A 22,875-nucleotide genomic window follows, 5' to 3' on the forward strand; every position below is an offset into this window, starting at 1 on the left:
TTTTTACAATGGATAATGGTGACATTATTGTAAACGCAGAAGAGTTTTTTATTACCACACATACTTCCATGAATGGTAGTGGTGGAATGTCTACTTATACCATCTATCATTTTAATGATATTATGAGCGTTAGATTAGATAAAGATGGAGGCTTAAAATGGGCAAGAAACATCAACAAAGCACAAACAGGGCTTACTAACAGCTCTTACACTTCAATTCCAGTAGGCGAAACAACTTACTTTTTTATAAACTGTTCTGACAATATTAAAAAACTTAGTGCAGACCGTATTGCTTTTAAACAAACTAAAGCTAAAAAGTCCAACCTTTACATGATATCTATTGATCAAAATGGTGCTTTTGATTTTGAAAAATTAATCGACGATAAAGACTCTAAAGTCTATTACAAGGTTAATGATGGTGTTGTAAACCTTAATGATCGCACAGTTATTTTACCAGGTAAAAAGAAAAAAATACACGAATTTTAAAAATTAAGTTTTAATTTTTTTAAAAGATGCAGATTAAAAGCTTCCACTCTAGGAAGCTTTTTTTGCTATTTAAAATAATATTTAGATATTTGTCTAAATACCTAATTAGTGAATTTATTATTTAAAGCATTAAACGACGACACAAGACGTCAAATTTTAGAACTTTTAAAAGAAGATAATCTTACAGCAGGACAAATTGCTGACGCCTTTAATATTAGCAAACCTAGCATATCACATCATTTAGATATTTTAAAACGTGCAGATTTAGTAACCAGTGAAAAAAAGGTCAGTTTGTAGAATATGCCATAAATACAACCATCCTAGAAGATGTACTCCAATGGATTATAACTTTAAAACAATAGAATTATGAATCTTAAAAAAGAATTTCCGTATATATTATTAATAGCTTTGCCTTTTATATATTTAGCTTACATCTGGAATGCATTACCAGAAACAGTACCAACCCACTGGAATGCTAGCGGAGAAATTGATGGTTATAATAGTAAAAACACGTTACTATTAATTCCGTTTATGTTACCTGTTTTAGTTTATATTATTATGACTATTGCACCCAAAATTGATCCAAAAAATAAGATTGCTACAATGGGAAAAAAGTATGAGCAATTAAAATTTTTCTTAGTCTTGTTTATGTCTGTACTAGCCTTATTTATAATTTACAGCTCAAAAACACAAAGCTTTTCTAGCCCAAACATTATATACATACTACTAGGATTATTATTTGCTGGTCTTGGTAATTTTATGAAAACGGTAAAACCAAATTACTTTATTGGTATCAAAACACCTTGGACTTTAGAAAACGAAACCGTCTGGAAAAAAACGCATCTTTTAGGTGGTAAAATATGGTTTGTTGGTGGTTTACTAATTGTTTGCATGAGTTTAATCTTTGATGCACAAACAGCTGCTACGTTGTTTGTCATAATTGCAGTATTAATTACCATAATACCATTAGTGCATTCTTATATTGAATTTAAAAAATAAAATAGTTATTATGAAGTATTTAAATAACCTATCAGTTGCGCTGTTTATATTATTTACAAGTTTGACTGTTGCACAAACCGAAAAACCTCAGACACCAAAAGGACCTTTTAACTATAAAATTGAAGACGTTACTTTTATTAACACAGCAGCAGACAGCATAGTATTAGCTGGTACGTTAACGTTACCTAAAGATACTATCAATCCTTCTGTTGCCATTTTAATTAATGGGTCTGGAGCACATGATAGAGATTGCAACATCATGGGTCACAAATCCTTTTGGGTAATTGCAGATTATTTAACTAATAACGGAATTGCTGTTTTACGTTATGACGAACGTGGTACAGCACAATCCCAAGGTGATTTTAGTACAGCTACCACTTTTGATTTAGCTAAAGATGTTGAAGCTGGTATTAATTTTTTAAAATCACGCACAGATATTGATGCATCAAAAATTGGATTAATTGGTCATAGCGAAGGCGGATTAATTGCACCAATAGTAGCATCTACCAATACAAACGTCGCTTTTATTGTCATGCTTGCTGGTACAGGTGTTAATGGACAAGAAGTACTACAGTCACAAAGCAAAAAAATTGCAGAATTACAAGGGACTACTAAAGAAGGTATTGCTTTTAATCACCAATTAACAACTATAGCTTATGATGCTTTACATTCTGAAACTGAAATGGATAAACAAAAAGCTGCTATAACTTTAGCTTTAGAAAACTATAAAAAACAATTAGAAGCAGATCAAAGTCCGTTTGCGGTTTATGTAAATAATATAGTAATTAAGCAATTAGCTTCACAATTAACTAATCCTTGGCTTTATGCGTTTATTACATTAGACCCTAAAGCATATTTAGAAAAAGTAACGTGTCCTGTTTTGGTCCTTAACGGAACTAAAGATGTACAAGTATTACCAGAAATAAATTTACCTGCCATTAAAAAACACCTTGAGACTGCTAAGAATAATGATGTAACTATACACGAAATTGAAGGTTTAAATCACTTGTTTCAAACTGCAAAAACGGGAAATATTAATGAGTATGCTAAAATTGAGGAAACTTTTTCTCCTGTTGCTTTAAAATTAATATCAGATTGGATTCATGCTAGATTTTAGTGACTATTAATTTTGCATCATAGCACAAAACCCATTTTAGGATTCTAAAATTTATTTGCCATTTTGCTTAATAACAAAAACATTGCAATGGTTATTGTTATTAATAGGATAAACTCGAATTGCGGAAATTGTTTGGATATTAGTCCTGCAACCAAAAGGCTAATAAAAAAACGAATGGCTAAATTTTTAATTATATTCATTAAATAATTACTATTCGTTTAAAGTATACTTGGCTGTTATGGTAATGGTTGGCTTTGCGTTAAGGATGGAAATGACATCCTTTTTTTGCTGCCATATATGGCAAAAAAAGATATAATGGACAGCCTGACCCACTTTTGCTACTTAAAATCAAAAGTGGGTAACGCCCAAAATAATTTAGTTAAGCATTTTCCATAGTGTGTCTTTCAACTCGGTTAAACCTTGTTGTGCTACACTTGATATAAATTGGTAAGGAATTGGAAGTGTTTTATCCAATTCGGCTTTCAGTTCTGCTTTAAGCTCGTCGTCCAACATGTCTGACTTAGAGATGGCAATCATACGATCTTTGTCTAACATTTCTGGATTGTAACGTCTTAACTCGTCCAACAAAATCTCATACTGTGCCTTAATATCTGGCGCATCTGCTGGTATTAAAAATAGTAAAATCGAGTTACGCTCTATGTGACGTAAAAAGTAATACCCTAATCCTTTACCTTCTGCTGCACCTTCAATAATCCCAGGAATATCAGCCATTACAAAGGTTTGAAAGTCTCTGTATTTTACAATTCCAAGGTTAGGTTTAAGAGTTGTAAACTCGTAATCTGCAATTTTTGGTTTTGCTGAGGTTACTACAGATAGTAATGTGGATTTTCCTGCATTTGGAAATCCAACTAAACCTACATCTGCTAAAACTTTAAGTTCTAGGGTTATAAATTTTTCTTCTAAAGGTATTCCTGGTTGTGCATATCGTGGTGTTTGGTTAGTAGATGTTTTAAAGTGCCAGTTACCTAGACCACCTTTTCCACCTTCTGCCACAATACGCTCTTCTCCATCCTCAGTGATTTCAAAAAGGATCTCGTTAGTTTCTGTATCTCTAACGACGGTACCTAAAGGTACGTCTGCGTACATGTCTTCTCCATCTTCTCCAGAGCTTCTACTTTTACTACCATGTCCACCATGTCCTGCTCTAATATGTCTTTTAAATTTTAGATGCAATAGTGTCCAAAGGTTAGAGTTACCTCTTAATATAACGTGTCCTCCACGTCCACCATCTCCTCCATCTGGTCCACCTTTTGTAATAAATTTTTCGCGATGTAAATGCACAGATCCTTTTCCTCCGTTACCGGAAGAGACATGCATTTTTACGTAGTCTACAAAATTTCCCTCAGTCATAATTTAGTTAAAAAGTTAAAACGTTAATAGTTAAAAGTTTTCACTAATACTTATTAACTCAAACACGTTTGTTTGTATTACAATTTGTCAATTACAGTGTTTAAGCGTTTGGTAATATCTTCTATACCACCAATACCATCTACTCCAAAATATTTATTTTGTGCTGCGTAGTAGTCTTTTAAAATTGCAGTTTCGTTATAATAAACTTTAATTCTGTTTCTAATAATAGCCTCGTCAGAGTCGTCTTTTCTTCCACTAGTTTTACCACGTTCTAACAAACGTTGTACTAACACCTCATCCTCTACTTCTAAAGCTACCATTGCGCTAACTTCAGAGTCTTTATCTGACATAATTTTATCTAATGCTATCGCTTGCGTTTCGTTTCTTGGAAAACCATCAAAAATAAATCCTTTAGCTCCAGCATTACGCTCTACCTCTGCCTCTAACATATCAATAGTTACTTGATCTGGTACTAAATGACCTTTGTCCATGTAAGACTTAGCCAACGTACCTAAAGCAGTTTCGTTTTTGATATTGTATCTAAATACATCTCCTGTAGATATATGGACTAGATCATATTTTTCTTTTAAAAAATTAGCTTGCGTTCCTTTTCCTGCTCCTGGAGGTCCAAATAGCACTAAATTAGTCATGTGTTGTGTTGTTTTTAGTTGGTATACTGCTGGTAAATCGCGACCTAACCCATCATAATCTAGACCGTAGCCTACTATAAATTTATTAGGAATCTCTATACCAACATAGTGTAATTTAAAGTCTTTTTTATAAGCTTCCGGTTTGTAAAACAGTGTTGCGATTAACAATTGTTTTACGTTTTCGGATTTAAAAATGCGGTGTACTTCTTCTAACGTGTTTCCTGTATCAATAATATCTTCTAGGATAACTACAGTGCGTCCTGTTAAATCTTGTGTTAAACCAATTAAGCGTTGTATATCCTCTGTAGATTTTACACCTTCATAAGAGGCAAGCTTAATAAAAGTTACCTCACATGGTTTTGGATATTTTTTCACAAAATCACTTACAATCATAAACGATCCATTTAAAATCCCAACAAAAACTGGGACTTCGTCTCCTAAATCGTGAGCGACTTGATTAGCCATTCTTGTTACAGCATCATCTAATTCTTGTTCAGAAATAAATGGCTTAAACTGTTTGTCGTGAAGCGTAATAGTTTGCATTTTATAAATTTAAAGCGCAAATATACGCATTTGTGACTGCTTAACAGATATTTGAATTCGATTTTTAGGTCCTGTTTTGGTTTTAAAATGTATTTTTGTGGCTAACACGATTTATGACCAATGAATTATTTTTCTTCAGACTTTAAATTAGGTATTTTAGGTGGTGGCCAATTAGGCAAAATGCTACTTTATAATACTAGAAAATTTGATATTTACACTTGTATTTTAGATAATAGTAATGAGGCACCAAGTCGTATGGCTTGTAATGAGTTTACTAAAGGTGACTTGATGGATTTTGATACTGTTTATAATTTTGGTAAACAGGTCAATGTCTTAACCATCGAGATTGAAAATGTAAATGTCGCTGCACTTGAAAAATTAGAGAATGAAGGTATAACCGTTTACCCATCGTCAAAAACATTAAGACGCATACAAAATAAAGCGACTCAAAAATTATTTTATCAAGACCATAATTTACCAACTGCACCTTTTAGCAGGTTTGCTTATGTGTCTGAGATTGAAGATGCTATTGATAATGGTGGTTTAAACTTACCATTTGTATGGAAAGCTGCACAATTTGGTTATGATGGTAATGGTGTGAAAATAGTAAGATCCATTGCGGATTTAAAAGATTTGCCTAAAGGCGAATGCATAGCAGAACAATTAATTCCGTTTAAAAATGAATTAGCTGTAATTGTTGCTAGAAGTGCTAATGGCGAAATGAAAACCTATCCTGTGGTAGAAATGGAGTTTCATCCAGAAGCTAACCAAGTAGAATATGTTATTTGTCCTGCAAGAATAAGTGCAGAAGTTGCTAAAAAAGCGCAAGATATTGCATTAAAAACATCTGAAGCTTTTAATCACGTTGGTTTATTAGCTGTTGAGTTATTTCAAACCGAAGATGATAAAATACTAATTAACGAAGTTGCACCAAGACCACATAATTCTGGTCACCAAACGATTGAAGGGAGTTACACGTCTCAATTTGAGCAACATATTCGTGCTATTTTAGGATTACCTTTAGGTAAAACTGAGAATAAAGTGGCAAGTGTTATGGTTAATCTTGTTGGTGCTGAAGGCTATACAGGTCAAGTACACTACAAAAACATAGAATCTATAATGGCTATGGATGGTGTGACACCTCATATTTATGGTAAAAAAGAAACGCGACCATTTAGAAAAATGGGTCATGTTACCATTGTAGATGAGGACTTAAATACAGCACGTCAAATTGCTGAAAAGGTTAAAAATAGTATTGAAGTGATAAGTTTATAACTAAAATTTAAACCCACGAGAAAGCGGAATATCTTGACCATTTGTCATAATAACCTCCATGCTATTATACTGCTTGATATAATTTTTATTAATTATATAAGAGCGATGACATTTAACAAAGTTAGGTGGTAATTGTTTTTCAATTTCCGAAATTTTACCTCTTACAAATTCCTTTTTGGAAGTTGTGTAAAGGTTAAGATAATGCCCATCAGATTTGACGTAAATTAATGCTTCAAGATAAACTTTGGATTTGTTTTTAAGTAAAATAAAGTCATTAGTAACGATAGACTTTACGGTTTCTAACTCGTGTTTTGTCTTTTTATTTTCTATACTTAGAGATTGATTTTCTTTATTTAGCAGCTTTTTTGTTTTGTCTGATTTTTTCCATCGTACAAAAGAATAAAGCGCTAACAAAAACACTAAAAACAATAAAACACTATAGACTATTTTGTTAGTATTAAATGTCTTTTTAAAAGATGACAACTCCTGTATTTTTTTATCTTTTTCTTTAGTTTGGTAGGCAACGTCAATCTCGTAAAAATTACTGTTTTTACTAAAATCACTTATTACATTATCTAACTTATAATACAAATCATCTTGGTGTTTTAAATTTACAGAATCTTTTAACCCATAGTAGGCATTACCTTTATTACTTGCTATAATTCTGGCTATTTTGATATTGTATTTGCTATTAGGTATACTTTTAATTTGATCAAAGTAACTTAATGCTTTTGTATAATTTTTCTGTTTATTTTCATTTACTCCAAGATTAATAAGACAATACACTTGTCTCAGATAATCTTTATTTTGTTTAGCCAAGTCTAAGGCATGAAATAAATTACTTTCTGCAATCTTAAAATTATTTATTTTGGTGTTTAGGTTACCTTCATTTAATAAAATCACAGACCTAAACGTGCTGTTTGATTGGTAATAATTTGTTTTTTTATACCGTAAATTATTTCTTTTGCTTTGTCTAATTTTAAGCTATCAATAAAATAGTCTTTAAATCGTTCGTTTTCTATTTTAGCTAACCATTTATCGTTAGTTCCCTTAATGGTTCGTTGTTTTAAAAGTTCTAGAAAGTAGCGTCTATCTTTGTTATAATTATGCTTACTAGACTCGGTTGTGTGTAACGAGAATAATAACTCATTAAAAGCATCGTCGGATAACGTTAGCTTTTTAAATTCTTTATCAAAAACCTTGTAATAAGCTGCATAAGCAGAATCCTCGCAGTTAATTCTTTTATAAATGTCGGCAATTTCAAGCTGCTTTTTAGGATTAAAAGAACGTCCTATTTGTTGTTGTTTTAAAGACACTATTTGTTGTAATTCTTTCTCATAAAAATACTCGTATGAAATAGAATCTTGTGGATTTTGTTGTGCTAAAACAAATTGTGCGAATAGTATGAAAATTAGTTTTTTCAATTAATTAGAACAACTTATCACTCCAACTACTCCTCCATTACCAGACTCTCTAGGCTCCTCAAAATTCACACTACTGTTTTTAGCTTTGAAAAGTGAGTTATCGTTATAAAGTGCTATATCAACGTCCATTCCTTCCTTTAAATCTTTATTGACAAATGTGCTATTAATTGTTTTTTTGATATTACCACCAACACCTATTCTACTTCCATCCATTGTTTCAATAAAAAGCACTAGGTGTCTTTGATTTTTACTGTCTAAAAAAGTAATATACTCTTTACAGTTTATATCAACTTCGATTGGGATATTCAGTTCAATTGTAAAATTAACATCACTATCTTTTAAACATACTTCTACTTTTGCTTTAAATTGAGTCATTTTTTTAGTTTTGATGGTTAGATTTTAAATATAATAAATATTTGCTTTTTTATCACGCTTGTGACTTATTTACAATATTTTAGCTACACTTTTGAGGTAACAACAGTACTTTTTAATTGTAACCCAATTAGTACTATGTTTTATTAATAACAAGGCAGATTAAAGTCAAAATCTAAACGACTTATTTTTATAATTTTCTTTTCTCTGTTGTTATGATTTGTGTTATTAAACACTGCCATAGCATTTGTTATACCACGTTTAGCATCACTATAATTTTCTGAAGCTGTATCATTTTTTTTATTAAAAAAATAACACATGTGTGTAAAACCGCTTAAACCACCATAATTGACAAACTTATTAGCGCCTTTAATTGTACCTGCATAATTAGCTTCTATGTAAGCTTCAAAATCTTCATTAAACTTAAAAGAATCAGATTTTTCAACACTATTACATAATTTGATAGCATCTGTAATAAATAAGTATTCTGTATTATCCTTAACATATATTTTCATTCCGTAAAACGCTGTAATTTCTTTTTGACCGTCAGTCCATGGAAACATGGCACTACCTGTCTCTTGCTTAGATTGTGCGATACTAACAAAACTTAAAGTAAGTATAAATAATGTTGCAAATAGTTTAATAGTTTTCATAGTTAATTATTTTGATTTTGTGTATATTTCAAAAGGTATTCCAACGCGTAATCTGGCGGTAAAATCGTTGTTTATTTTAGTATTGTAAATAGCATTGTCAAAACCGATATCAATACCTAGTACAACACCTTTGCCTTCTTTTCCTGTCGCTTTAAAAATTGGTCCTACTAAAGCTGTAAAATTGTTTTTATAAAAAACATTTTCCGGTTTATTTATTAAGTAATTATGGCTAAGATTTAAATTTATTCCAAACTTTTGGTTTGATCCAAAAAACATAGCTCCATAAGCACTAAAACTTCCATAAGTAAGTGTTTTATCTATTGCATTAAAATCACCTTTTAACGTGTTCTCTTCACTATTACTTTCATCAATTACATTTTGGTTTTCATCTATTTTAGGTGTTCCATTTAATAAATTAGAACTTAAAAATGATCCACTATGCAATGCTGTTCCCGCTTTAAAAAACGTTAAATTTCTCCTACTTTTTTTAGTATAATTATAATTAATCTGTGTAGAGAGTTTTAATTTATTTTGAGATTTATCAAACTTTAAACTATCATTTAAGGTTGCATATAATGTATTATCGATATTAGCTTCTTCAAACTTATAGGTTGCATTAGTTAAAGTAAAATCTCCATCAAACCAATGCAATGAATAACCATAAGTAATGTCATGTTTTTTATCAAAAGCTGTTAACTCTTCAATAATATAATCTATAGCTTTATTAAACGCAGTACTTCCTGATTTTTCTAACTCGTTTAAAGCTCTTTGGTTTTCCAAAATAAATACAGAATCAGGTAAAACGTTTGGATTATAAAGTAACTTATTGTAGTAATCCGTTAAAGTAAAATTTGGATTCACATTTTTAAACACAGAATTAAATGTCTCTATTTCATTTTTAATAGCATTTAAACTATCTTTTTTGTGATAATAAGTTGCTTTACTTTTATCTAATTCACTAATTAAAGATTCAATAGATTCTAATTTTTTAGCATAGGATATCTTAATCTTTATTAAAGAATCAACAAATTTTAATCGCTTTAAGCTAACTTTTTCTGCTTCATTATCAATATAAGAAGTCGAAGAGTTTTGAGGCTTATAAATGTAACCCAAGGTTGCACCAACACCACTACTCCAAGTATTATCATCATACAAGTTAAATGGAGATGATGATCCCTTTGCATGAATACCTACTTTTAAGAAATGACTATATGATGCACTTATTTTAGAAATACTATTAACAGACACTGTTTCTTTAGAGTCATTTTTTTGGTAACCTATAGCAGATCCATTTGAAGCTACATCCGAATTAGCAAGTACAACTGTATTAAATATTTTATTAATATTTTCATTTAACAATTGAGGTTGTATAGCAATACCGTTAGAGTTTTTACCAAAATCATATTCTGAAACTTTAAAAAGTAACAGTTTTTCATATGTAGAAACAACAGTATTGGTAAGTGGTATTTTATATAATTTTACGTTTTCGATAGGTGTATTATTATTGTCTTGCGCAAAAGCAAAAGCACCATAAAAGAAAACAAATGATATTAGATTTAGTATTTTTAGCTCTTTCATCTTCCTAAAATTTAATATCATCAAAGGTTGTATCTCTATTAGCATATCCTAATTTTAATAAATGCTTTACTGCTCTTACAGTTTTAGGAATAGCGCTACTAAATAAAAAGTAATTTCTATAAAAAGTTTCATCATCAGAACCTACACAAGTGATAGATTCTGTTTTAAATTTCACTTTAACATAATTTTTTTCTTTATGGTCAGTTATCGTATACTCTTTATTCATATTGACAGAATATTTTAAGACACCATTTTCAACATCAAAAAATATTTCAATAGCATTTTTAGACTCATTATAAGCTATGTTTTTATACTTCCAATCACTCATACAAGGCAAGTCGGTTATATTAGCATTTAAATAACTAAGTGTTTGCTCCATTGTAGGCTCTTGTCCAATTGCAGCTGTAATAGTAAAAAGCGTTAATCCTATTAAAATTAATTTTTTCATTTTTCTTGTTTTAAGGTTGATAGTTATTTATTGTAGTGTGTTAGATTTAATTATGATGGGACATTTGGTTTTGGCGATTTCTAAAAGAAATTTTAGAATCAGATTTTTAACTATTTTAAATAAAACCCAATACCAGAAATCAAGTAAAGGGTTTTATTATTATTGATTAATAGCAATCCAAAACTGCAATAAAATCAAGGTGTATAAAAATAAATGTCGTGAAATGCATGTTATATGTCATGAATAGTAGACACACTTTTTGTAAATGATTAAGAAGCGGAAATAATCATAAATTTGACATTAATTTAAAGTACTAAAAAACGTACTTTTGCAAAACAACTAAATTTTGAAACAACACAATTTATGAGCAAAGTAGCAGTAATAATGGGAAGCAATAGTGATATGCCAGTCATGCAAGACGCTATTGATATATTAAAAGAATTTAAAATAGATATAGAAGTTGATATTGTATCAGCACATCGTACACCAGAAAAACTATTTGATTTTAGTAAAAACGCTCATAAAAGAGGCATTAGCGTCATTATTGCTGGTGCAGGTGGTGCAGCACATTTACCAGGTATGGTAGCCTCTTTAAGTCCATTACCAATTATTGGAGTACCAGTAAAAAGTAGTAATTCTATAGATGGATGGGACTCGGTATTATCCATACTGCAAATGCCAGGAGGTGTTCCTGTTGCTACTGTTGCATTAAATGGAGCAAAAAACGCAGGAATATTAGCTGCACAAATTATAGGAACATCTGATGCATCAGTATTGGATAAAATTATAGCTTACAAAGAAGCTTTAAAAGTAAAAGTAGAGCAAGCTTCAAAAGATATTAAATAGTCAAAAACAGAAAACCCCAACTAGGTTGGGGTTTTCAATCGCTATTAATCTTTCTATATGTGGACATATATTCTCACATCAAAAAAACTTATGTCAAAGTTGCAACTTAAGCCTCTATATGTACAATTAACAGCCAATAATATTAGAGGTTTCGACAAACAACACTTTTATCGGTTTAACGATAATTTATAATAAAAAAAAGCCCCAAACATAAGTCTGAGGCTTCCATCGCTATTATTTTCTATTTATGAGAATGTATACTCATATCCAAAAAACAGTTGCAAAAAAGTATGTTTTCTTACAAAACCAACCAACATTTTGTATTATTTTAGAATATTAGTTAAAGAGTCTTAATAAATCGTTAAATAACAAGATGTAAAAAAAAGCCTCAGACATGTCTGAGGCTTTTTATCGCTATTAATCAATAATTTTTATGTGAGTAACCAACTCACGGGAAAAAATCATTTGCAAAAATAATCATTTAAATAATTAATATGCAATAAAAATATTAATTTTAACATCAAAAATTTTACTATAACGTTATAATGAATACACTTTTAAACAATTTTAGCACAAAATTTAACACTCCACCTTTTCAATCTATAAAAAATGAGGACTTTAAACCTGCAATTTTAAAACTAATTGAGGATACTAAATTAGAGATAGAGACAATTATAAACACTACTGACGCTCCTACTTTTAAAAACACAATCGAAGCTTTAGAGTTTTCTGGACAACAACTAGACCGTGTAACCAGTATATTTTTTAATCTTAACTCGGCAGAGACTAATGATGACCTTCAAAAAATAGCACAAGACATCTCTCCTATTTTAACCGAGTTTGGTAATGATATAACATTAAACGAAGCGTTATTTAAAAAAGTAAAACACGTTTACGACAATAAAGATAGTCTTGATTTAAATATAGAACAGACTACATTATTGGATAAAAAATATAAAAGCTTTTCTAGAAATGGAGCAAATCTTCCTGAAGATAAAAAGCAAAAACTAAGAGCTATTGACAAACAATTAGCTAGTTTAAAATTAAAGTTTGGAGAAAATATTTTAGCAGAAACCAATGCTTTTGAAATGCTAATCACCAATGAAGCTGATTTATCAGGATTACCAGAAGGTGCAATTGAAGCTGCAAAACAATTAGCTGAGTCTAAAAACAAAGCGGGTTATTTAATAACTTTAGATTACCCAAGTTATATACCATTTATGACGTATGCAGATAATAGAGCATTACGTAAAAAATTAGCGCTAGCTTTTGGAGCCAAAGGATTTAATAATGACAAATTAGATAACCAACAAAACGTTTTAGACATTGCTAGACTGCGTTTTGAACGTGCTAATTTATTAGGTTATGACACACATGCACATTTTGTTTTAGAAGAACGCATGGCTCAAACACCGGAAAAAGTAAATACCTTTTTAGAAGACTTATTAGTTAAAGCAAAACCTGCTGCTTTACGTGAGTTTACAGAATTAGAAGATTTTGCAAAAGAACTTGATAACTTAGATCGATTAGAAAAATGGGATTCCGCTTACTATTCTGAAAAATTAAAACAAAAACTATTTAATTTAGATGACGAGCAACTTAAACCTTACTTTAAATTAGAAAATGTTATTGATGGTGCCTTTCAAGTTGCAAATAAATTATTTGGACTTCAGTTTAAAAAAATTGATACAATAGATAAGTACCATGAAGATGTCATGACCTATGAAGTTTTAGATGAAGACAATCAATTAGTTTCCATATTTTATGCTGATTTTTTCCCTAGAGCAGGAAAAAGAAATGGCGCATGGATGACATCCTTTAAACCACAATTTATTAAAAATGGCATAAACCAAAGACCACAAATATCTAACGTATGTAACTTTACAAAACCAACTAAAAGCAAACCGTCATTACTAACGTTTAATGAAGTTACTACATTATTTCACGAGTTTGGTCATGGATTACATGGTATGTTAGCTAACACAACTTACCCAAGTTTATCTGGTACAAGTGTGTTTTGGGATTTTGTAGAGCTACCTAGCCAAGTTTTAGAAAACTGGTGTTATGAGAAAGAAGCTTTAGAATTATTTGCTAAACATTACCAAACTGGAGAAATCATTCCAATGGACTTAGTCCAAAAAATTAAAGAAAGCGCCACATTTCAAGAAGGAATGCAAACCCTTAGACAACTAAGTTTTGGTTTATTAGACATGAGTTGGCATGGTATAAACCCAACAGGTATTACTAACGTTAAACAACATGAAAACAAAACTTTTAAAGACACAAACCTGTATCCTGATGTTAAACAGAATTGTATGAGTACTGCTTTTGCGCATATTTTTCAAGGTGGTTACTCCTCTGGATATTATAGCTACAAATGGGCAGAAGTCTTAGATGCAGATGCGTTTGACTACTTTAAAGAAAAAGGTATATTTAATAAAGAAGTAGCAACAAAATTTAAGGACAATGTATTATCTCAAGGTGGTACAGATAACCCAATGGTATTATACAAACGCTTTAGAGGTCAAGAACCTAAACCTGAGGCACTATTAAAACGCGCAGGACTAATAAAGTAATTTAGTTATCATAATTTAAAATCTGCCATTCTTGATTACGTTTAAGAATGGCTTTTTTTTGTTTAAAAAATAAACTTTCAATAATTATTGAAAGTTTGGAAATTATTAATATATTTGTGTCATGGAATATCAAGAAGCAAAAGATAAATTTATTAGCACATGGGGAAGTTTAGGTTCACTTTGGGGAATCAATAAAGCAATGGCGCAAATACAAGCACTTCTTTTTATTTCTACCAAACCATTATCTATGGAAGAGATTATGGAAGATCTTAAAATCTCTAGAGGAAATACTAGTATGAATTTAAGACAATTGATGGATTGGGGAATTGTAACCAAAACATTAGTGGCTGGAGAACGTAAAGAGTTTTTTACTACTGAAAAAGATGTACAAGAATTAGCTAGGATTGTTGCTGTGGAACGTAGCAGAAGAGAAATTAAACCTGTAGTCAAAGTTTTAGATGAAGTTTCAAGCATTAAAGATGATGGCACTGCAAAAACTAAAGAGCTAATCAAACAGACAAAAGCACTTCACGAGTTAACAGAAACTATGGACGTGATGATAAATAAATTAGTAAATCAAAAACAAAACTGGATTACTAAATCTTTACTTAAACTATTTAAATAAAAAAATTTAAAATTAACTTTCAATAATTATTGAAAGTTTTAAACACTTAATAATTATGAAAACAGTATTTAACATCAACAAATTTCTAGTCATTGCTACTACCATTTTATACTTAACTCTTTATCTAGGATTATATGCTCAAATATTACTAGGTGCTGTTCAAATAATAAGTGCGTTAGGCATCCTTTTTCTGTGGAAACAGTATAATAATAAACAACAAAAGCATATTACACTGTATTGGATTTTAACACTGTGCTATGGTTTAGGTTGGTTAATCGTTAAAGATTTAAATGGATTATTCCTATTTATTTTACTTATAATCATAATGCCATTGAGTCTTGCATATTATTTCACATGGATATTAAATAATCTTAAAAAAACTGAACTATGAAATATCAAATTCCTAATTGGTTAATAATACTTGGTGGATGTGGTCAAATATTTACAGCATTAATTTATCCATATATAAGACACCAAGTATTTGATTGGTATAATGATGTTAAACAACTTAAACCATTAAATCAAGAAATAGCAAAAACTTATGGTCGTTATATACAAGGATTAAATTTTTGTTTTGGATTGATTGCAATACTAATACCTACAGATTTAAAAAACGGAAGTCATTTAGCATTAGCACTAACCGCTTTAATAGGTATGTATTGGGTAGGTAAAGTGGCCACTCAAATTGCATATTACCCTATGTATCAAATTCCTCAGAAAATAATTTTTAAAATAGGAAGTTATTTTATGAATACACTATTTGTAAGCTTTGCAATAATTTACACGTGGCTATTTATCTTAAACCTACAGACAATTATAAACTAATTACAATGAAAAATCTATATACTATTAATAGTTGGGCGTTTATAATTTGTGTTTTGATTAGCTTTACTATTTATGGAGCAATAATAGCATTACCCATATTAGGCATTATTCAAATTATTATAAGTGTAAAAATTGGAATTAATTTTAAACAACTACCTAAGTCAATTAAAATATCAAGCTTTATCTATTTACTTAGCGTCGTAATTGCATTAATTGTCATCAAAATAATAGTATTAAATCAATTACTAATCTTTTTTATTTGGTCATTAATGGCTATCATATTGGCTGGATTTCATTTAACAATAACACATTTTATTTCAAAATATAATACCACAGAATAGTCAATACATTTTAAAATTTAAAAGGCAATTATAATAAAACTATCCCTTTTAGCACAACCAAAAATGCATAGCAAAATAAGTTAGAATAGTAGATTTTTAAAATCAGGCAAAAGAAGAATACATGTTTTGGAGTAAAGCTAATATTATTCATTTTGACTATTCCTCACCTTTTAAAACGAACTATTATAACGGTTCTTTCAACCCTTTGCTATCTAGTTTACATATCAAAGTTTTAGGTATTCCATTATTTAGATGTAAAAAAACGTAATTACTTAATTGTAATTTTAGTATTTTTAGCACGAAAAAGAAATCTTAAACATGTCAGATCACACAATTAATCCTAATAAATGGATAGATTTATACAGCGATTACCTCTTTAATTACACCATAACACGTGTAAATGACAGAGCAATAGCGCAAGACTTAGTTTCTGACACTTTTCTAGCTGGTCTAAAAAGCATGAAAAACTTTAAAGGAGAAGCTAGTGAGCGTACTTGGCTAGTATCTATTTTAAAAAGAAAAGTCATTGACCATTACCGTAAATCTAATTCTAATAAAGGTAAAGCTGAAGTTAGAATGTCTTACAATTCTGACAGCGAAACAGAAGGTGATTGGTTAGAAGAGCGCGTTGCAGATCCTTTTGATAAAACTGCAGAAGACCAAATTGAAAATACTGAATTAGCCAGCGCAATTGATGATTGCCTGTCTAAATTACCAAAAAAACAAGCTCAAATATTTGAAATGAAAACCATTTTAAATTATGAAACCGAAACAATTTGTAATGAATTAGAAATAACTGCGTCTAATCTTTGGGTAATAATCCACAGAGCAAGAACTGCTATGGCAGGTTGTTTAGAAAAAATTGGTTTTAATTATGTTTATGAAAAAATTTATGATTTCTTGTGAGGAATCAAGTCATATCTGCGATAAAGCTCAGTATCACGAAGCTAGTATTTTAGAAAAAGTGAAGTTTAAATTTCACACATTTATGTGTGCGGTTTGTAGACAACACTCTAAAAACAATACCAAGTTAACGCATTTAATAAATAGCATAAAAGGAAACCAATTATCGGTAACCGAAAAAAAGAACTTAAATCTTCTTTTGACAAAGAATTACAAAAGCATAAATAACATCCAAAATATGGGTAAGGCTTCTACCCAAAACGATGTATAATAGGTGTTTCTATTTTGATTAGCAAAGTAGATAAAAAAGCACAAACTTACACTTACAACACCTTGCAGTAGCAATCCTAAAACAGAGATACTGTCCTTAAAAAATTCTGAAAAATAGAAAATTAAAATAAAAGTAAAACCTAATAACTTCGTGCGTTTTACACCTATTTTCTGTGGTATGGTAGCCAACTTTAAACTATCATAGCTTAAATCTCTTATTTCAAAAGGCAGCATTAATGCTATAACCAAAATAAAATTTTGACAAATTGTAATAATAGCATCTTGATTAAATACTCCATTGCTATCTAATAGTGGTAAGACTACCGTAACACCACTCCAGACCAAAGCAATAACATACACCTTTAAACCACTAATATCCCTTAAGTTTTGTTGCGTATCTAAATACCATTTTTTTGGTAAAAAAGGTATCGCGTACAAAAATGTAACAACACCAAAACCTAAAATTAACAAGACAGTGTTTTGTTGTAATTGCAACCCAAAATACAACATCAAACTAAAGCATATAAAAGAGAACAGTTGTATAACTTTTAACCAATTAGCCAAACTACGATGGTGCCATTTAGCAATACCAAAATATTTTACAAAATTATAACCCGTTATAGTGGCAAAAAAATTAAAATAAAGGATGGTAGCGTCATAATTTATGTTCAACTTTTTTAAAGTAATCCAACTTAACGCATAGACTGCTAAAGCAACATGAATGCTACTATTTATGTAAAAATCTAAAAGCTGTTTTAGGACCTTCATTAGACAAAAATAATTAATCTGTTAATAAAGCAGCCGATTAGTTGAAAACTTTCAATTTTTAACAAAATTTTACTATTAGTTTTCGTTAATTTTGCAAACATTAAAAAACAACTATATTTTTTCTCAAACCTTGTAAAAAAGGTTAATAACAACACAACACAAATGAACACAAACGCATTCGCATTACGTCACATTGGTCCAAGAGAAAATGATCAAAAACTAATGCTTCAAACAGTAAACGCAGATACCATTGAACAATTAATATCTGAGACTGTTCCTGCTCCAATTCGTCTTGAAAAAGACTTACAGCTAGATGAAGCTATGACAGAATATGAGTATTCAAATCATATTAATAACCTGTCAAAACTTAACAAAACTTACAAAACCTATATTGGTTTAGGATACCATCCAACTATTCTACCTGCTGTTATACAACGTAACATACTAGAAAATCCAGGTTGGTATACTGCTTACACGCCTTACCAAGCCGAGATTGCTCAAGGTCGTTTAGAAGCATTACTAAATTTCCAAACTATGGTTACTGACCTAACTGGAATGGAGTTAGCAAATGCGTCTTTATTAGACGAAAGTACTGCTGCTGCAGAAGCAATGAGCTTACTATTTGCTGTTAGAGAACGTGATCAGAAAAAAGCTGGTGTTTCTAAATTTTTTGTTAGCGATACTATTTTACCTCAAACCCTATCTTTATTACAAACACGTGCTACTCCAATTGGTGTAGAGTTAGTAATAGGTGATGAAAATACGTTTGATTTTTCTACAGACTTTTTTGGAGCAATACTACAGTATCCAGGTAAAGATGGACAAATTACAGACATCAAAACCTTTATAGAAAAAGCTAACGCAAATAACATTAAAGTAGCAGTTGCTGCAGACATTTTAAGCTTAGTAAAATTAGAAGCTCCTGGTAAATTTGGTGCAGATGTTGTCGTTGGTACTACACAACGCTTTGGTATCCCAATGGGTTATGGAGGACCACATGCAGCTTATTTTGCTACAAAAGAGGCTTACAAACGTGATATTCCTGGACGTATTATTGGTGTAACCAAAGATGCAAATGGTAACAGAGCTTTACGTATGGCTTTACAAACCAGAGAGCAACACATTAAACGTGACAAAGCAACCTCTAACATTTGTACAGCGCAAGTATTATTAGCAGTTATGGCTGGTATGTATGCTGTGTATCATGGACCTAAAGGGTTGACTTTTATTGCAAATCAAGTACATAATGCAACGTCAACATTAGCCAATGCCTTAACTAAAATGGGTGTTGAGCAATTAAATACTTCATTTTTTGATACGCTTCAGGTTAAGGCTAATGCTTCAGCTGTAAAAACAATTGCAGAAAAGCACGAGGTTAACTTCTATTATCCTAATGACAATACAGTTACAATCTCAATCAACGAGACAACTTCTGTTAAAGATATCAATCAAATTATAGCAATTTTCGCTGAAGCGGAAACAAAGCCGACTACAACAATCGATAGTTTTACAGAAGCAAACAATATACAAAACAGCATACAACGTCAATCTGAGTTTTTAACTTTAGACGTATTTAACACGCATCATTCTGAAACCGAATTAATGCGTTACATAAAAGGTTTAGAACGTAAGGATTTAGCATTAAACCACTCCATGATTTCTCTTGGATCTTGCACAATGAAGCTTAATGCTGCTTCAGAGATGTTACCATTAAGTTCTCCAAATTGGGGAAGCATCCATCCATTTGTTCCTTTAGATCAAGCTGAAGGTTACCAACAAATGTTAAAAGCATTAGAAGATCAATTAACTGAAATTACTGGTTTTGCAGGTACCTCTTTACAACCTAACTCTGGAGCTCAAGGTGAGTATGCTGGATTAATGGTTATTAGAGCGTATCACGAATCTAGAAACGATCATCACAGAAACATCTGTTTAATACCAAGTTCTGCTCACGGAACCAATCCTGCAAGTGCAGTAATGGCTGGAATGAAAGTTGTGGTTACTAAAGCTGATGAAGATGGTAATATTGATGTAGAGGATTTACGCGAAAAAGCAGAATTGCATAAAGACAATCTAGCTGCTTTAATGGTAACTTACCCATCTACTCATGGTGTTTATGAGTCTGGAATTAAAGCTATCACACAATTAATACACGATAATGGTGGTCAAGTCTATATGGATGGAGCCAACATGAATGCTCAAGTTGGATTAACTAATCCTGGAAATATTGGTGCAGACGTTTGTCACTTAAACTTACACAAAACCTTTGCTATTCCTCATGGTGGTGGTGGACCTGGTGTTGGACCAATTTGTGTTGCTAAACAATTAGTGCCATTTTTACCTGGTAACCCTGTTGTAAAAACTGGTGGTGACCAAGCTATAACTGCTATTTCTGCTGCTCCTTTTGGATCTGCTTTAGCATGTTTAATATCTTATGGTTACATAAAAATGTTAGGTGCTGAAGGATTAAAAAAATCAACCGAAATAGCTATACTTAACGCTAATTATATCAAACACAGATTACAAGGTGCTTTTGAAACTTTATACTCCGGAGAACAAGGTCGTGCTGCGCATGAGATGATTATAGATTGTCGTCCATTTAAAGAGCATGGTATTGAGGTTGTGGATATTGCAAAACGTTTAATGGACTATGGTTTTCATGCTCCAACAGTATCTTTTCCAGTTGCAGGAACTATGATGATTGAACCTACAGAAAGTGAAAGTAAAGCAGAAATGGATCGTTTTTGTGACGCTATGATTTCTATTAGAAAAGAAATTGATGCTGCAACTAAGGATGACGATAATAATCCTTTAAAAAATGCACCTCATACATTAGCTATGTTAACAAGTGACGAATGGTTATTACCATACACTCGTGAAAAAGCTGCTTATCCTTTGGATTACGTGGTAGACAACAAGTTTTGGCCTTCTGTACGTCGTGTAGACGATGCTTATGGAGACCGTAATTTAATATGTACTTGCGCTCCAATTGAAGCTTATATGGATGCTAACTAAACGTTGGACATCGTAAATAATTAACCAATAAAATTGCCTTTAGTTTTTTACTGCTTATCTTAGCAGTTAAACAATTAAAGGCAATCCTTTTTTTATGAATATTAAGATTATTGGAACAGGAAGTTACATTCCAAGTACTATTGAAAAAAATGAAGATTTTTATAATCATGAGTTTTTAAATGCTGATGGTTCTAAAATAAATAGCACAAATGAAGTTATCGTTGATAAATTCAAAGCCATTACAGGTATTGAAGAAAGACGCTACATAAAATCAGAATTATTAAACTCTGACATTGCATTTTATGCAGCTGAAAAAGCAATTGCTGATGCTAAAATCGACAAAGAAACTTTAGACTATATTATTGTTGCCCACAATTATGGTGACATAAAACACAATACAGAACAAAGTGACACTGTCCCTAGTATAGCCTCACGCGTAAAACATTTATTACAAATTAAAAACCCTAAATGTGTGGGTTACGACCTACTATTTGGATGTCCAGGTTGGATAGAAGGTGTCATACAAGCCAATGCTTTTATTAAATCAGGAATAGCAAAACGCTGTTTAGTTATTGGTACGGAAACATTATCTCGCGTTGTAGATAAACATGACAGAGACTCCATGATTTATAGTGATGGCTCTGGAGCTGTAATTGTCGAAGAAACCAATGACGATAGTGGAATTATTGCACACGAGTCCGCTACTTATGCGTTAGATGAAGCTCATTTTATCTTTTTTGGAGAAACCAATAATTTAGAATCTACAAGTCAACGTAGATACATTAAAATGTATGGTCGTAAAATTTACGAATTCGCTTTAACCAACGTGCCTTTAGCTTTAAAATCATGTTTAGAAAAAAGTGGCTACAATATAAATGATGTTAAAAAAATATTGATACATCAAGCTAACGAAAAAATGGACGAAGCTATCGTAAAACGTTTTTACAAGCTACACGACATGAAAATGCCAGAAGGCATTATGCCAATGAGTATTAATACTTTAGGTAATTCTAGCGTAGCAACTGTACCTACTTTGTACGATTTAATTTTAAAAGGCAAACTAAAAGACCAAGAGATTAATAAAGGTGATGTTATACTTTTTGCTAGTGTTGGTGCTGGTATGAACATTAATGCTATAGTTTACAAACAATAAAACGTCTGCATTTTATTATAAAACTAAATCATTTTTTTGTGTACGAACAAACTTTTCCGCATAAACGCTTTAAACTAACGTATCAATTTTTAGAAAAACATATTTCTAAATCTGAAACAATTTTAGACTTAGGAGTAGAAAACCCATTTACTAAAATATTAAAAGACAATAATTACAATGTTGAAAACACTAAAGGTGAAGATTTAGATTTTGATGTTTCAAGTATCAAAAACTCTGAAACCACAGTCGTTACAGCTTTTGAAATTTTTGAACATTTATTAAACCCCTTTACTGTTTTACAAAGTATAAAAGCGGACAAATTAGTAATTAGCGTACCACTTAAATTATGGTTTTCTTCGGCTTACCGAAGCAAAACAGATCCTTGGGATAGACATTATCACGAGTTTGAAGATTGGCAATTAGATTGGTTATTAGAAAAAACAGGTTGGAAAATTATTGACAGACAAAAATGGACTAATCCCACCAAAAAAATTGGAATCAGACCTATTTTAAGATGGTTTACACCTAGATATTATATTATTTATGCTGAAAGGGCTTAAGTAAATCTAGTCATTGCGAACATAATGGAGCAATCTTTTCATTAAATTAAAATCATTTAACTTTGAATTTTAACTACT

22 protein-coding genes and 1 pseudogene are annotated in these 22,875 nt (G+C 30.9%); 14 read left to right on the plus strand and 9 right to left on the minus strand.

Translation table 11 applies throughout. The features are described from left to right. The first annotated feature begins 8 nt into the window (after positions 1 to 8). From AC0L3M_RS08190 to AC0L3M_RS08205, 4 genes and pseudogenes are all read left to right on the plus strand, one after another. Positions 9 to 485, plus strand: coding sequence for a hypothetical protein (locus tag AC0L3M_RS08190; protein WP_473430405.1), 477 nt, complete (start codon positions 9 to 11; stop codon positions 483 to 485). 108 nt (positions 486 to 593) lie between these two features. Next, positions 594 to 847 (plus strand): annotated as a pseudogene (locus AC0L3M_RS08195) (autorepressor SdpR family transcription factor). A 4-nt stretch (positions 848 to 851) separates the two neighbouring features. After that, positions 852 to 1,484, plus strand: a complete 633-nt coding sequence (locus tag AC0L3M_RS08200; RefSeq protein WP_473430406.1) for an SdpI family protein — start codon at positions 852 to 854, stop codon at positions 1,482 to 1,484. A 10-nt stretch (positions 1,485 to 1,494) separates the two neighbouring features. Next, positions 1,495 to 2,601 carry an alpha/beta hydrolase family protein gene (locus tag AC0L3M_RS08205; protein ID WP_473430407.1) on the plus strand — a complete coding sequence of 369 codons (1,107 nt, stop codon included), beginning with the start codon at positions 1,495 to 1,497 and terminating at the stop codon, positions 2,599 to 2,601. 375 nt (positions 2,602 to 2,976) lie between these two features. On the opposite strand, the gene obgE is transcribed toward AC0L3M_RS08205, so the two are convergent. Continuing rightward, complete coding sequence (gene obgE, locus AC0L3M_RS08210) at positions 2,977 to 3,972, minus strand: GTPase ObgE (RefSeq protein WP_341588091.1); 996 nt, start codon at positions 3,970 to 3,972, stop codon at positions 2,977 to 2,979. A gap of 77 nt (positions 3,973 to 4,049) precedes the next feature. Continuing rightward, positions 4,050 to 5,165 (minus strand): adenylate kinase, encoded by a 1,116-nt coding sequence (locus tag AC0L3M_RS08215; RefSeq protein WP_145002784.1) that lies wholly within the window; start codon positions 5,163 to 5,165, stop codon positions 4,050 to 4,052. 120 nt (positions 5,166 to 5,285) lie between these two features. Between AC0L3M_RS08215 and AC0L3M_RS08220 the strand changes: the two genes are divergently transcribed. After that, positions 5,286 to 6,440, plus strand: coding sequence for a 5-(carboxyamino)imidazole ribonucleotide synthase (locus AC0L3M_RS08220; protein WP_473430408.1), 1,155 nt, complete (start codon positions 5,286 to 5,288; stop codon positions 6,438 to 6,440). Here AC0L3M_RS08220 and AC0L3M_RS08225 read toward each other — a convergent pair whose 3' ends face one another. The 6 genes from AC0L3M_RS08225 to AC0L3M_RS08250 all read right to left on the minus strand — a co-directional run bounded on the left by AC0L3M_RS08225 (position 6,441) and on the right by AC0L3M_RS08250 (position 10,915). Continuing rightward, a complete protein-coding gene (locus AC0L3M_RS08225) occupies positions 6,441 to 7,343 on the minus strand; it encodes a LytR/AlgR family response regulator transcription factor (protein ID WP_473430409.1) in 903 nt (300 codons plus the stop codon). Continuing rightward, positions 7,340 to 7,864 (minus strand): hypothetical protein, encoded by a 525-nt coding sequence (locus tag AC0L3M_RS08230; protein ID WP_473430410.1) that lies wholly within the window; start codon positions 7,862 to 7,864, stop codon positions 7,340 to 7,342. Before AC0L3M_RS08230 ends, AC0L3M_RS08225 begins: the two co-directional genes overlap by 4 nt. Further along, positions 7,865 to 8,239: a hypothetical protein gene (locus tag AC0L3M_RS08235; protein ID WP_473430411.1), complete on the minus strand. Its 375-nt coding sequence runs from the start codon at positions 8,237 to 8,239 to the stop codon at positions 7,865 to 7,867. A 143-nt stretch (positions 8,240 to 8,382) separates the two neighbouring features. Next, positions 8,383 to 8,889 carry a hypothetical protein gene (locus AC0L3M_RS08240; RefSeq protein WP_473430412.1) on the minus strand — a complete coding sequence of 169 codons (507 nt, stop codon included), beginning with the start codon at positions 8,887 to 8,889 and terminating at the stop codon, positions 8,383 to 8,385. A 6-nt stretch (positions 8,890 to 8,895) separates the two neighbouring features. Then, positions 8,896 to 10,467, minus strand: coding sequence for a hypothetical protein (locus tag AC0L3M_RS08245; RefSeq protein ID WP_473430413.1), 1,572 nt, complete (start codon positions 10,465 to 10,467; stop codon positions 8,896 to 8,898). Between the two features lie 4 nt (positions 10,468 to 10,471). Continuing rightward, positions 10,472 to 10,915: a hypothetical protein gene (locus AC0L3M_RS08250; protein WP_341588084.1), complete on the minus strand. Its 444-nt coding sequence runs from the start codon at positions 10,913 to 10,915 to the stop codon at positions 10,472 to 10,474. Positions 10,916 to 11,278: 363 nt separating this feature from the next. Between AC0L3M_RS08250 and purE the strand changes: the two genes are divergently transcribed. From purE to AC0L3M_RS08280, 6 genes are all read left to right on the plus strand, one after another. Then, complete coding sequence (gene purE, locus AC0L3M_RS08255; RefSeq protein WP_473430414.1) at positions 11,279 to 11,761, plus strand: 5-(carboxyamino)imidazole ribonucleotide mutase; 483 nt, start codon at positions 11,279 to 11,281, stop codon at positions 11,759 to 11,761. A gap of 545 nt (positions 11,762 to 12,306) precedes the next feature. Next, a complete protein-coding gene (locus tag AC0L3M_RS08260) occupies positions 12,307 to 14,337 on the plus strand; it encodes a M3 family metallopeptidase (protein ID WP_473430415.1) in 2,031 nt (676 codons plus the stop codon). Positions 14,338 to 14,458: 121 nt separating this feature from the next. Continuing rightward, positions 14,459 to 14,962 carry a GbsR/MarR family transcriptional regulator gene (locus AC0L3M_RS08265; RefSeq protein ID WP_028283705.1) on the plus strand — a complete coding sequence of 168 codons (504 nt, stop codon included), beginning with the start codon at positions 14,459 to 14,461 and terminating at the stop codon, positions 14,960 to 14,962. A gap of 387 nt (positions 14,963 to 15,349) precedes the next feature. Further along, positions 15,350 to 15,787, plus strand: a complete 438-nt coding sequence (locus AC0L3M_RS08270; RefSeq protein ID WP_473430416.1) for a hypothetical protein — start codon at positions 15,350 to 15,352, stop codon at positions 15,785 to 15,787. A gap of 5 nt (positions 15,788 to 15,792) precedes the next feature. Continuing rightward, positions 15,793 to 16,128: a hypothetical protein gene (locus AC0L3M_RS08275; RefSeq protein WP_473430417.1), complete on the plus strand. Its 336-nt coding sequence runs from the start codon at positions 15,793 to 15,795 to the stop codon at positions 16,126 to 16,128. Between the two features lie 318 nt (positions 16,129 to 16,446). Beyond that, on the plus strand, positions 16,447 to 17,034 hold the full coding sequence (locus AC0L3M_RS08280) for a sigma-70 family RNA polymerase sigma factor (protein WP_473430418.1): 588 nt from the start codon (positions 16,447 to 16,449) through the stop codon (positions 17,032 to 17,034). A gap of 207 nt (positions 17,035 to 17,241) precedes the next feature. Here AC0L3M_RS08280 and AC0L3M_RS08285 read toward each other — a convergent pair whose 3' ends face one another. Further along, positions 17,242 to 18,069: a UbiA prenyltransferase family protein gene (locus AC0L3M_RS08285; RefSeq protein ID WP_473430419.1), complete on the minus strand. Its 828-nt coding sequence runs from the start codon at positions 18,067 to 18,069 to the stop codon at positions 17,242 to 17,244. 162 nt (positions 18,070 to 18,231) lie between these two features. Between AC0L3M_RS08285 and gcvP the strand changes: the two genes are divergently transcribed. The 3 genes from gcvP (at position 18,232) to AC0L3M_RS08300 (ending at position 22,797) form a co-directional block, all read left to right on the plus strand. Beyond that, positions 18,232 to 21,084: an aminomethyl-transferring glycine dehydrogenase gene (gene gcvP, locus AC0L3M_RS08290; protein WP_473430420.1), complete on the plus strand. Its 2,853-nt coding sequence runs from the start codon at positions 18,232 to 18,234 to the stop codon at positions 21,082 to 21,084. Positions 21,085 to 21,178: 94 nt separating this feature from the next. Then, the gene (locus AC0L3M_RS08295) at positions 21,179 to 22,237 is read left to right on the plus strand and encodes a 3-oxoacyl-ACP synthase III family protein (RefSeq protein WP_339808360.1); all 1,059 of its coding nucleotides are present in this window, start codon (positions 21,179 to 21,181) and stop codon (positions 22,235 to 22,237) included. Between the two features lie 38 nt (positions 22,238 to 22,275). Next, a complete protein-coding gene (locus tag AC0L3M_RS08300) occupies positions 22,276 to 22,797 on the plus strand; it encodes a class I SAM-dependent methyltransferase (RefSeq protein ID WP_473430421.1) in 522 nt (173 codons plus the stop codon). Positions 22,798 to 22,875: the final 78 nt, after the last annotated feature.

The sequence above is a fragment of the Olleya sp. KJ81-1 genome (assembly GCF_055808135.1).

What these genes read in the sequence shown, in the direction of transcription:
- AC0L3M_RS08295 (WP_339808360.1), top strand. Translation starts at nt 21,179, where the DNA reads ATGAATATTAAGATTATTGGAACAGGAAGTTACATTCCAAGTACTATT.
- AC0L3M_RS08280 (WP_473430418.1), top strand. Translation starts at nt 16,447, where the DNA reads ATGTCAGATCACACAATTAATCCTAATAAATGGATAGATTTATACAGC.
- AC0L3M_RS08260 (WP_473430415.1), top strand. Translation starts at nt 12,307, where the DNA reads ATGAATACACTTTTAAACAATTTTAGCACAAAATTTAACACTCCACCT.
- AC0L3M_RS08265 (WP_028283705.1), top strand. Translation starts at nt 14,459, where the DNA reads ATGGAATATCAAGAAGCAAAAGATAAATTTATTAGCACATGGGGAAGT.
- AC0L3M_RS08245 (WP_473430413.1), bottom strand. Translation starts at nt 10,467, where the DNA reads ATGAAAGAGCTAAAAATACTAAATCTAATATCATTTGTTTTCTTTTAT.
- AC0L3M_RS08190 (WP_473430405.1), top strand. Translation starts at nt 9, where the DNA reads ATGGATAATGGTGACATTATTGTAAACGCAGAAGAGTTTTTTATTACC.
- AC0L3M_RS08285 (WP_473430419.1), bottom strand. Translation starts at nt 18,069, where the DNA reads ATGAAGGTCCTAAAACAGCTTTTAGATTTTTACATAAATAGTAGCATT.
- AC0L3M_RS08270 (WP_473430416.1), top strand. Translation starts at nt 15,350, where the DNA reads ATGAAATATCAAATTCCTAATTGGTTAATAATACTTGGTGGATGTGGT.
- AC0L3M_RS08275 (WP_473430417.1), top strand. Translation starts at nt 15,793, where the DNA reads ATGAAAAATCTATATACTATTAATAGTTGGGCGTTTATAATTTGTGTT.
- AC0L3M_RS08200 (WP_473430406.1), top strand. Translation starts at nt 852, where the DNA reads ATGAATCTTAAAAAAGAATTTCCGTATATATTATTAATAGCTTTGCCT.
- AC0L3M_RS08250 (WP_341588084.1), bottom strand. Translation starts at nt 10,915, where the DNA reads ATGAAAAAATTAATTTTAATAGGATTAACGCTTTTTACTATTACAGCT.
- obgE (WP_341588091.1), bottom strand. Translation starts at nt 3,972, where the DNA reads ATGACTGAGGGAAATTTTGTAGACTACGTAAAAATGCATGTCTCTTCC.
- gcvP (WP_473430420.1), top strand. Translation starts at nt 18,232, where the DNA reads ATGAACACAAACGCATTCGCATTACGTCACATTGGTCCAAGAGAAAAT.
- AC0L3M_RS08240 (WP_473430412.1), bottom strand. Translation starts at nt 8,889, where the DNA reads ATGAAAACTATTAAACTATTTGCAACATTATTTATACTTACTTTAAGT.
- AC0L3M_RS08205 (WP_473430407.1), top strand. Translation starts at nt 1,495, where the DNA reads ATGAAGTATTTAAATAACCTATCAGTTGCGCTGTTTATATTATTTACA.
- purE (WP_473430414.1), top strand. Translation starts at nt 11,279, where the DNA reads ATGAGCAAAGTAGCAGTAATAATGGGAAGCAATAGTGATATGCCAGTC.
- AC0L3M_RS08215 (WP_145002784.1), bottom strand. Translation starts at nt 5,165, where the DNA reads ATGCAAACTATTACGCTTCACGACAAACAGTTTAAGCCATTTATTTCT.
- AC0L3M_RS08235 (WP_473430411.1), bottom strand. Translation starts at nt 8,239, where the DNA reads ATGACTCAATTTAAAGCAAAAGTAGAAGTATGTTTAAAAGATAGTGAT.
- AC0L3M_RS08220 (WP_473430408.1), top strand. Translation starts at nt 5,286, where the DNA reads ATGAATTATTTTTCTTCAGACTTTAAATTAGGTATTTTAGGTGGTGGC.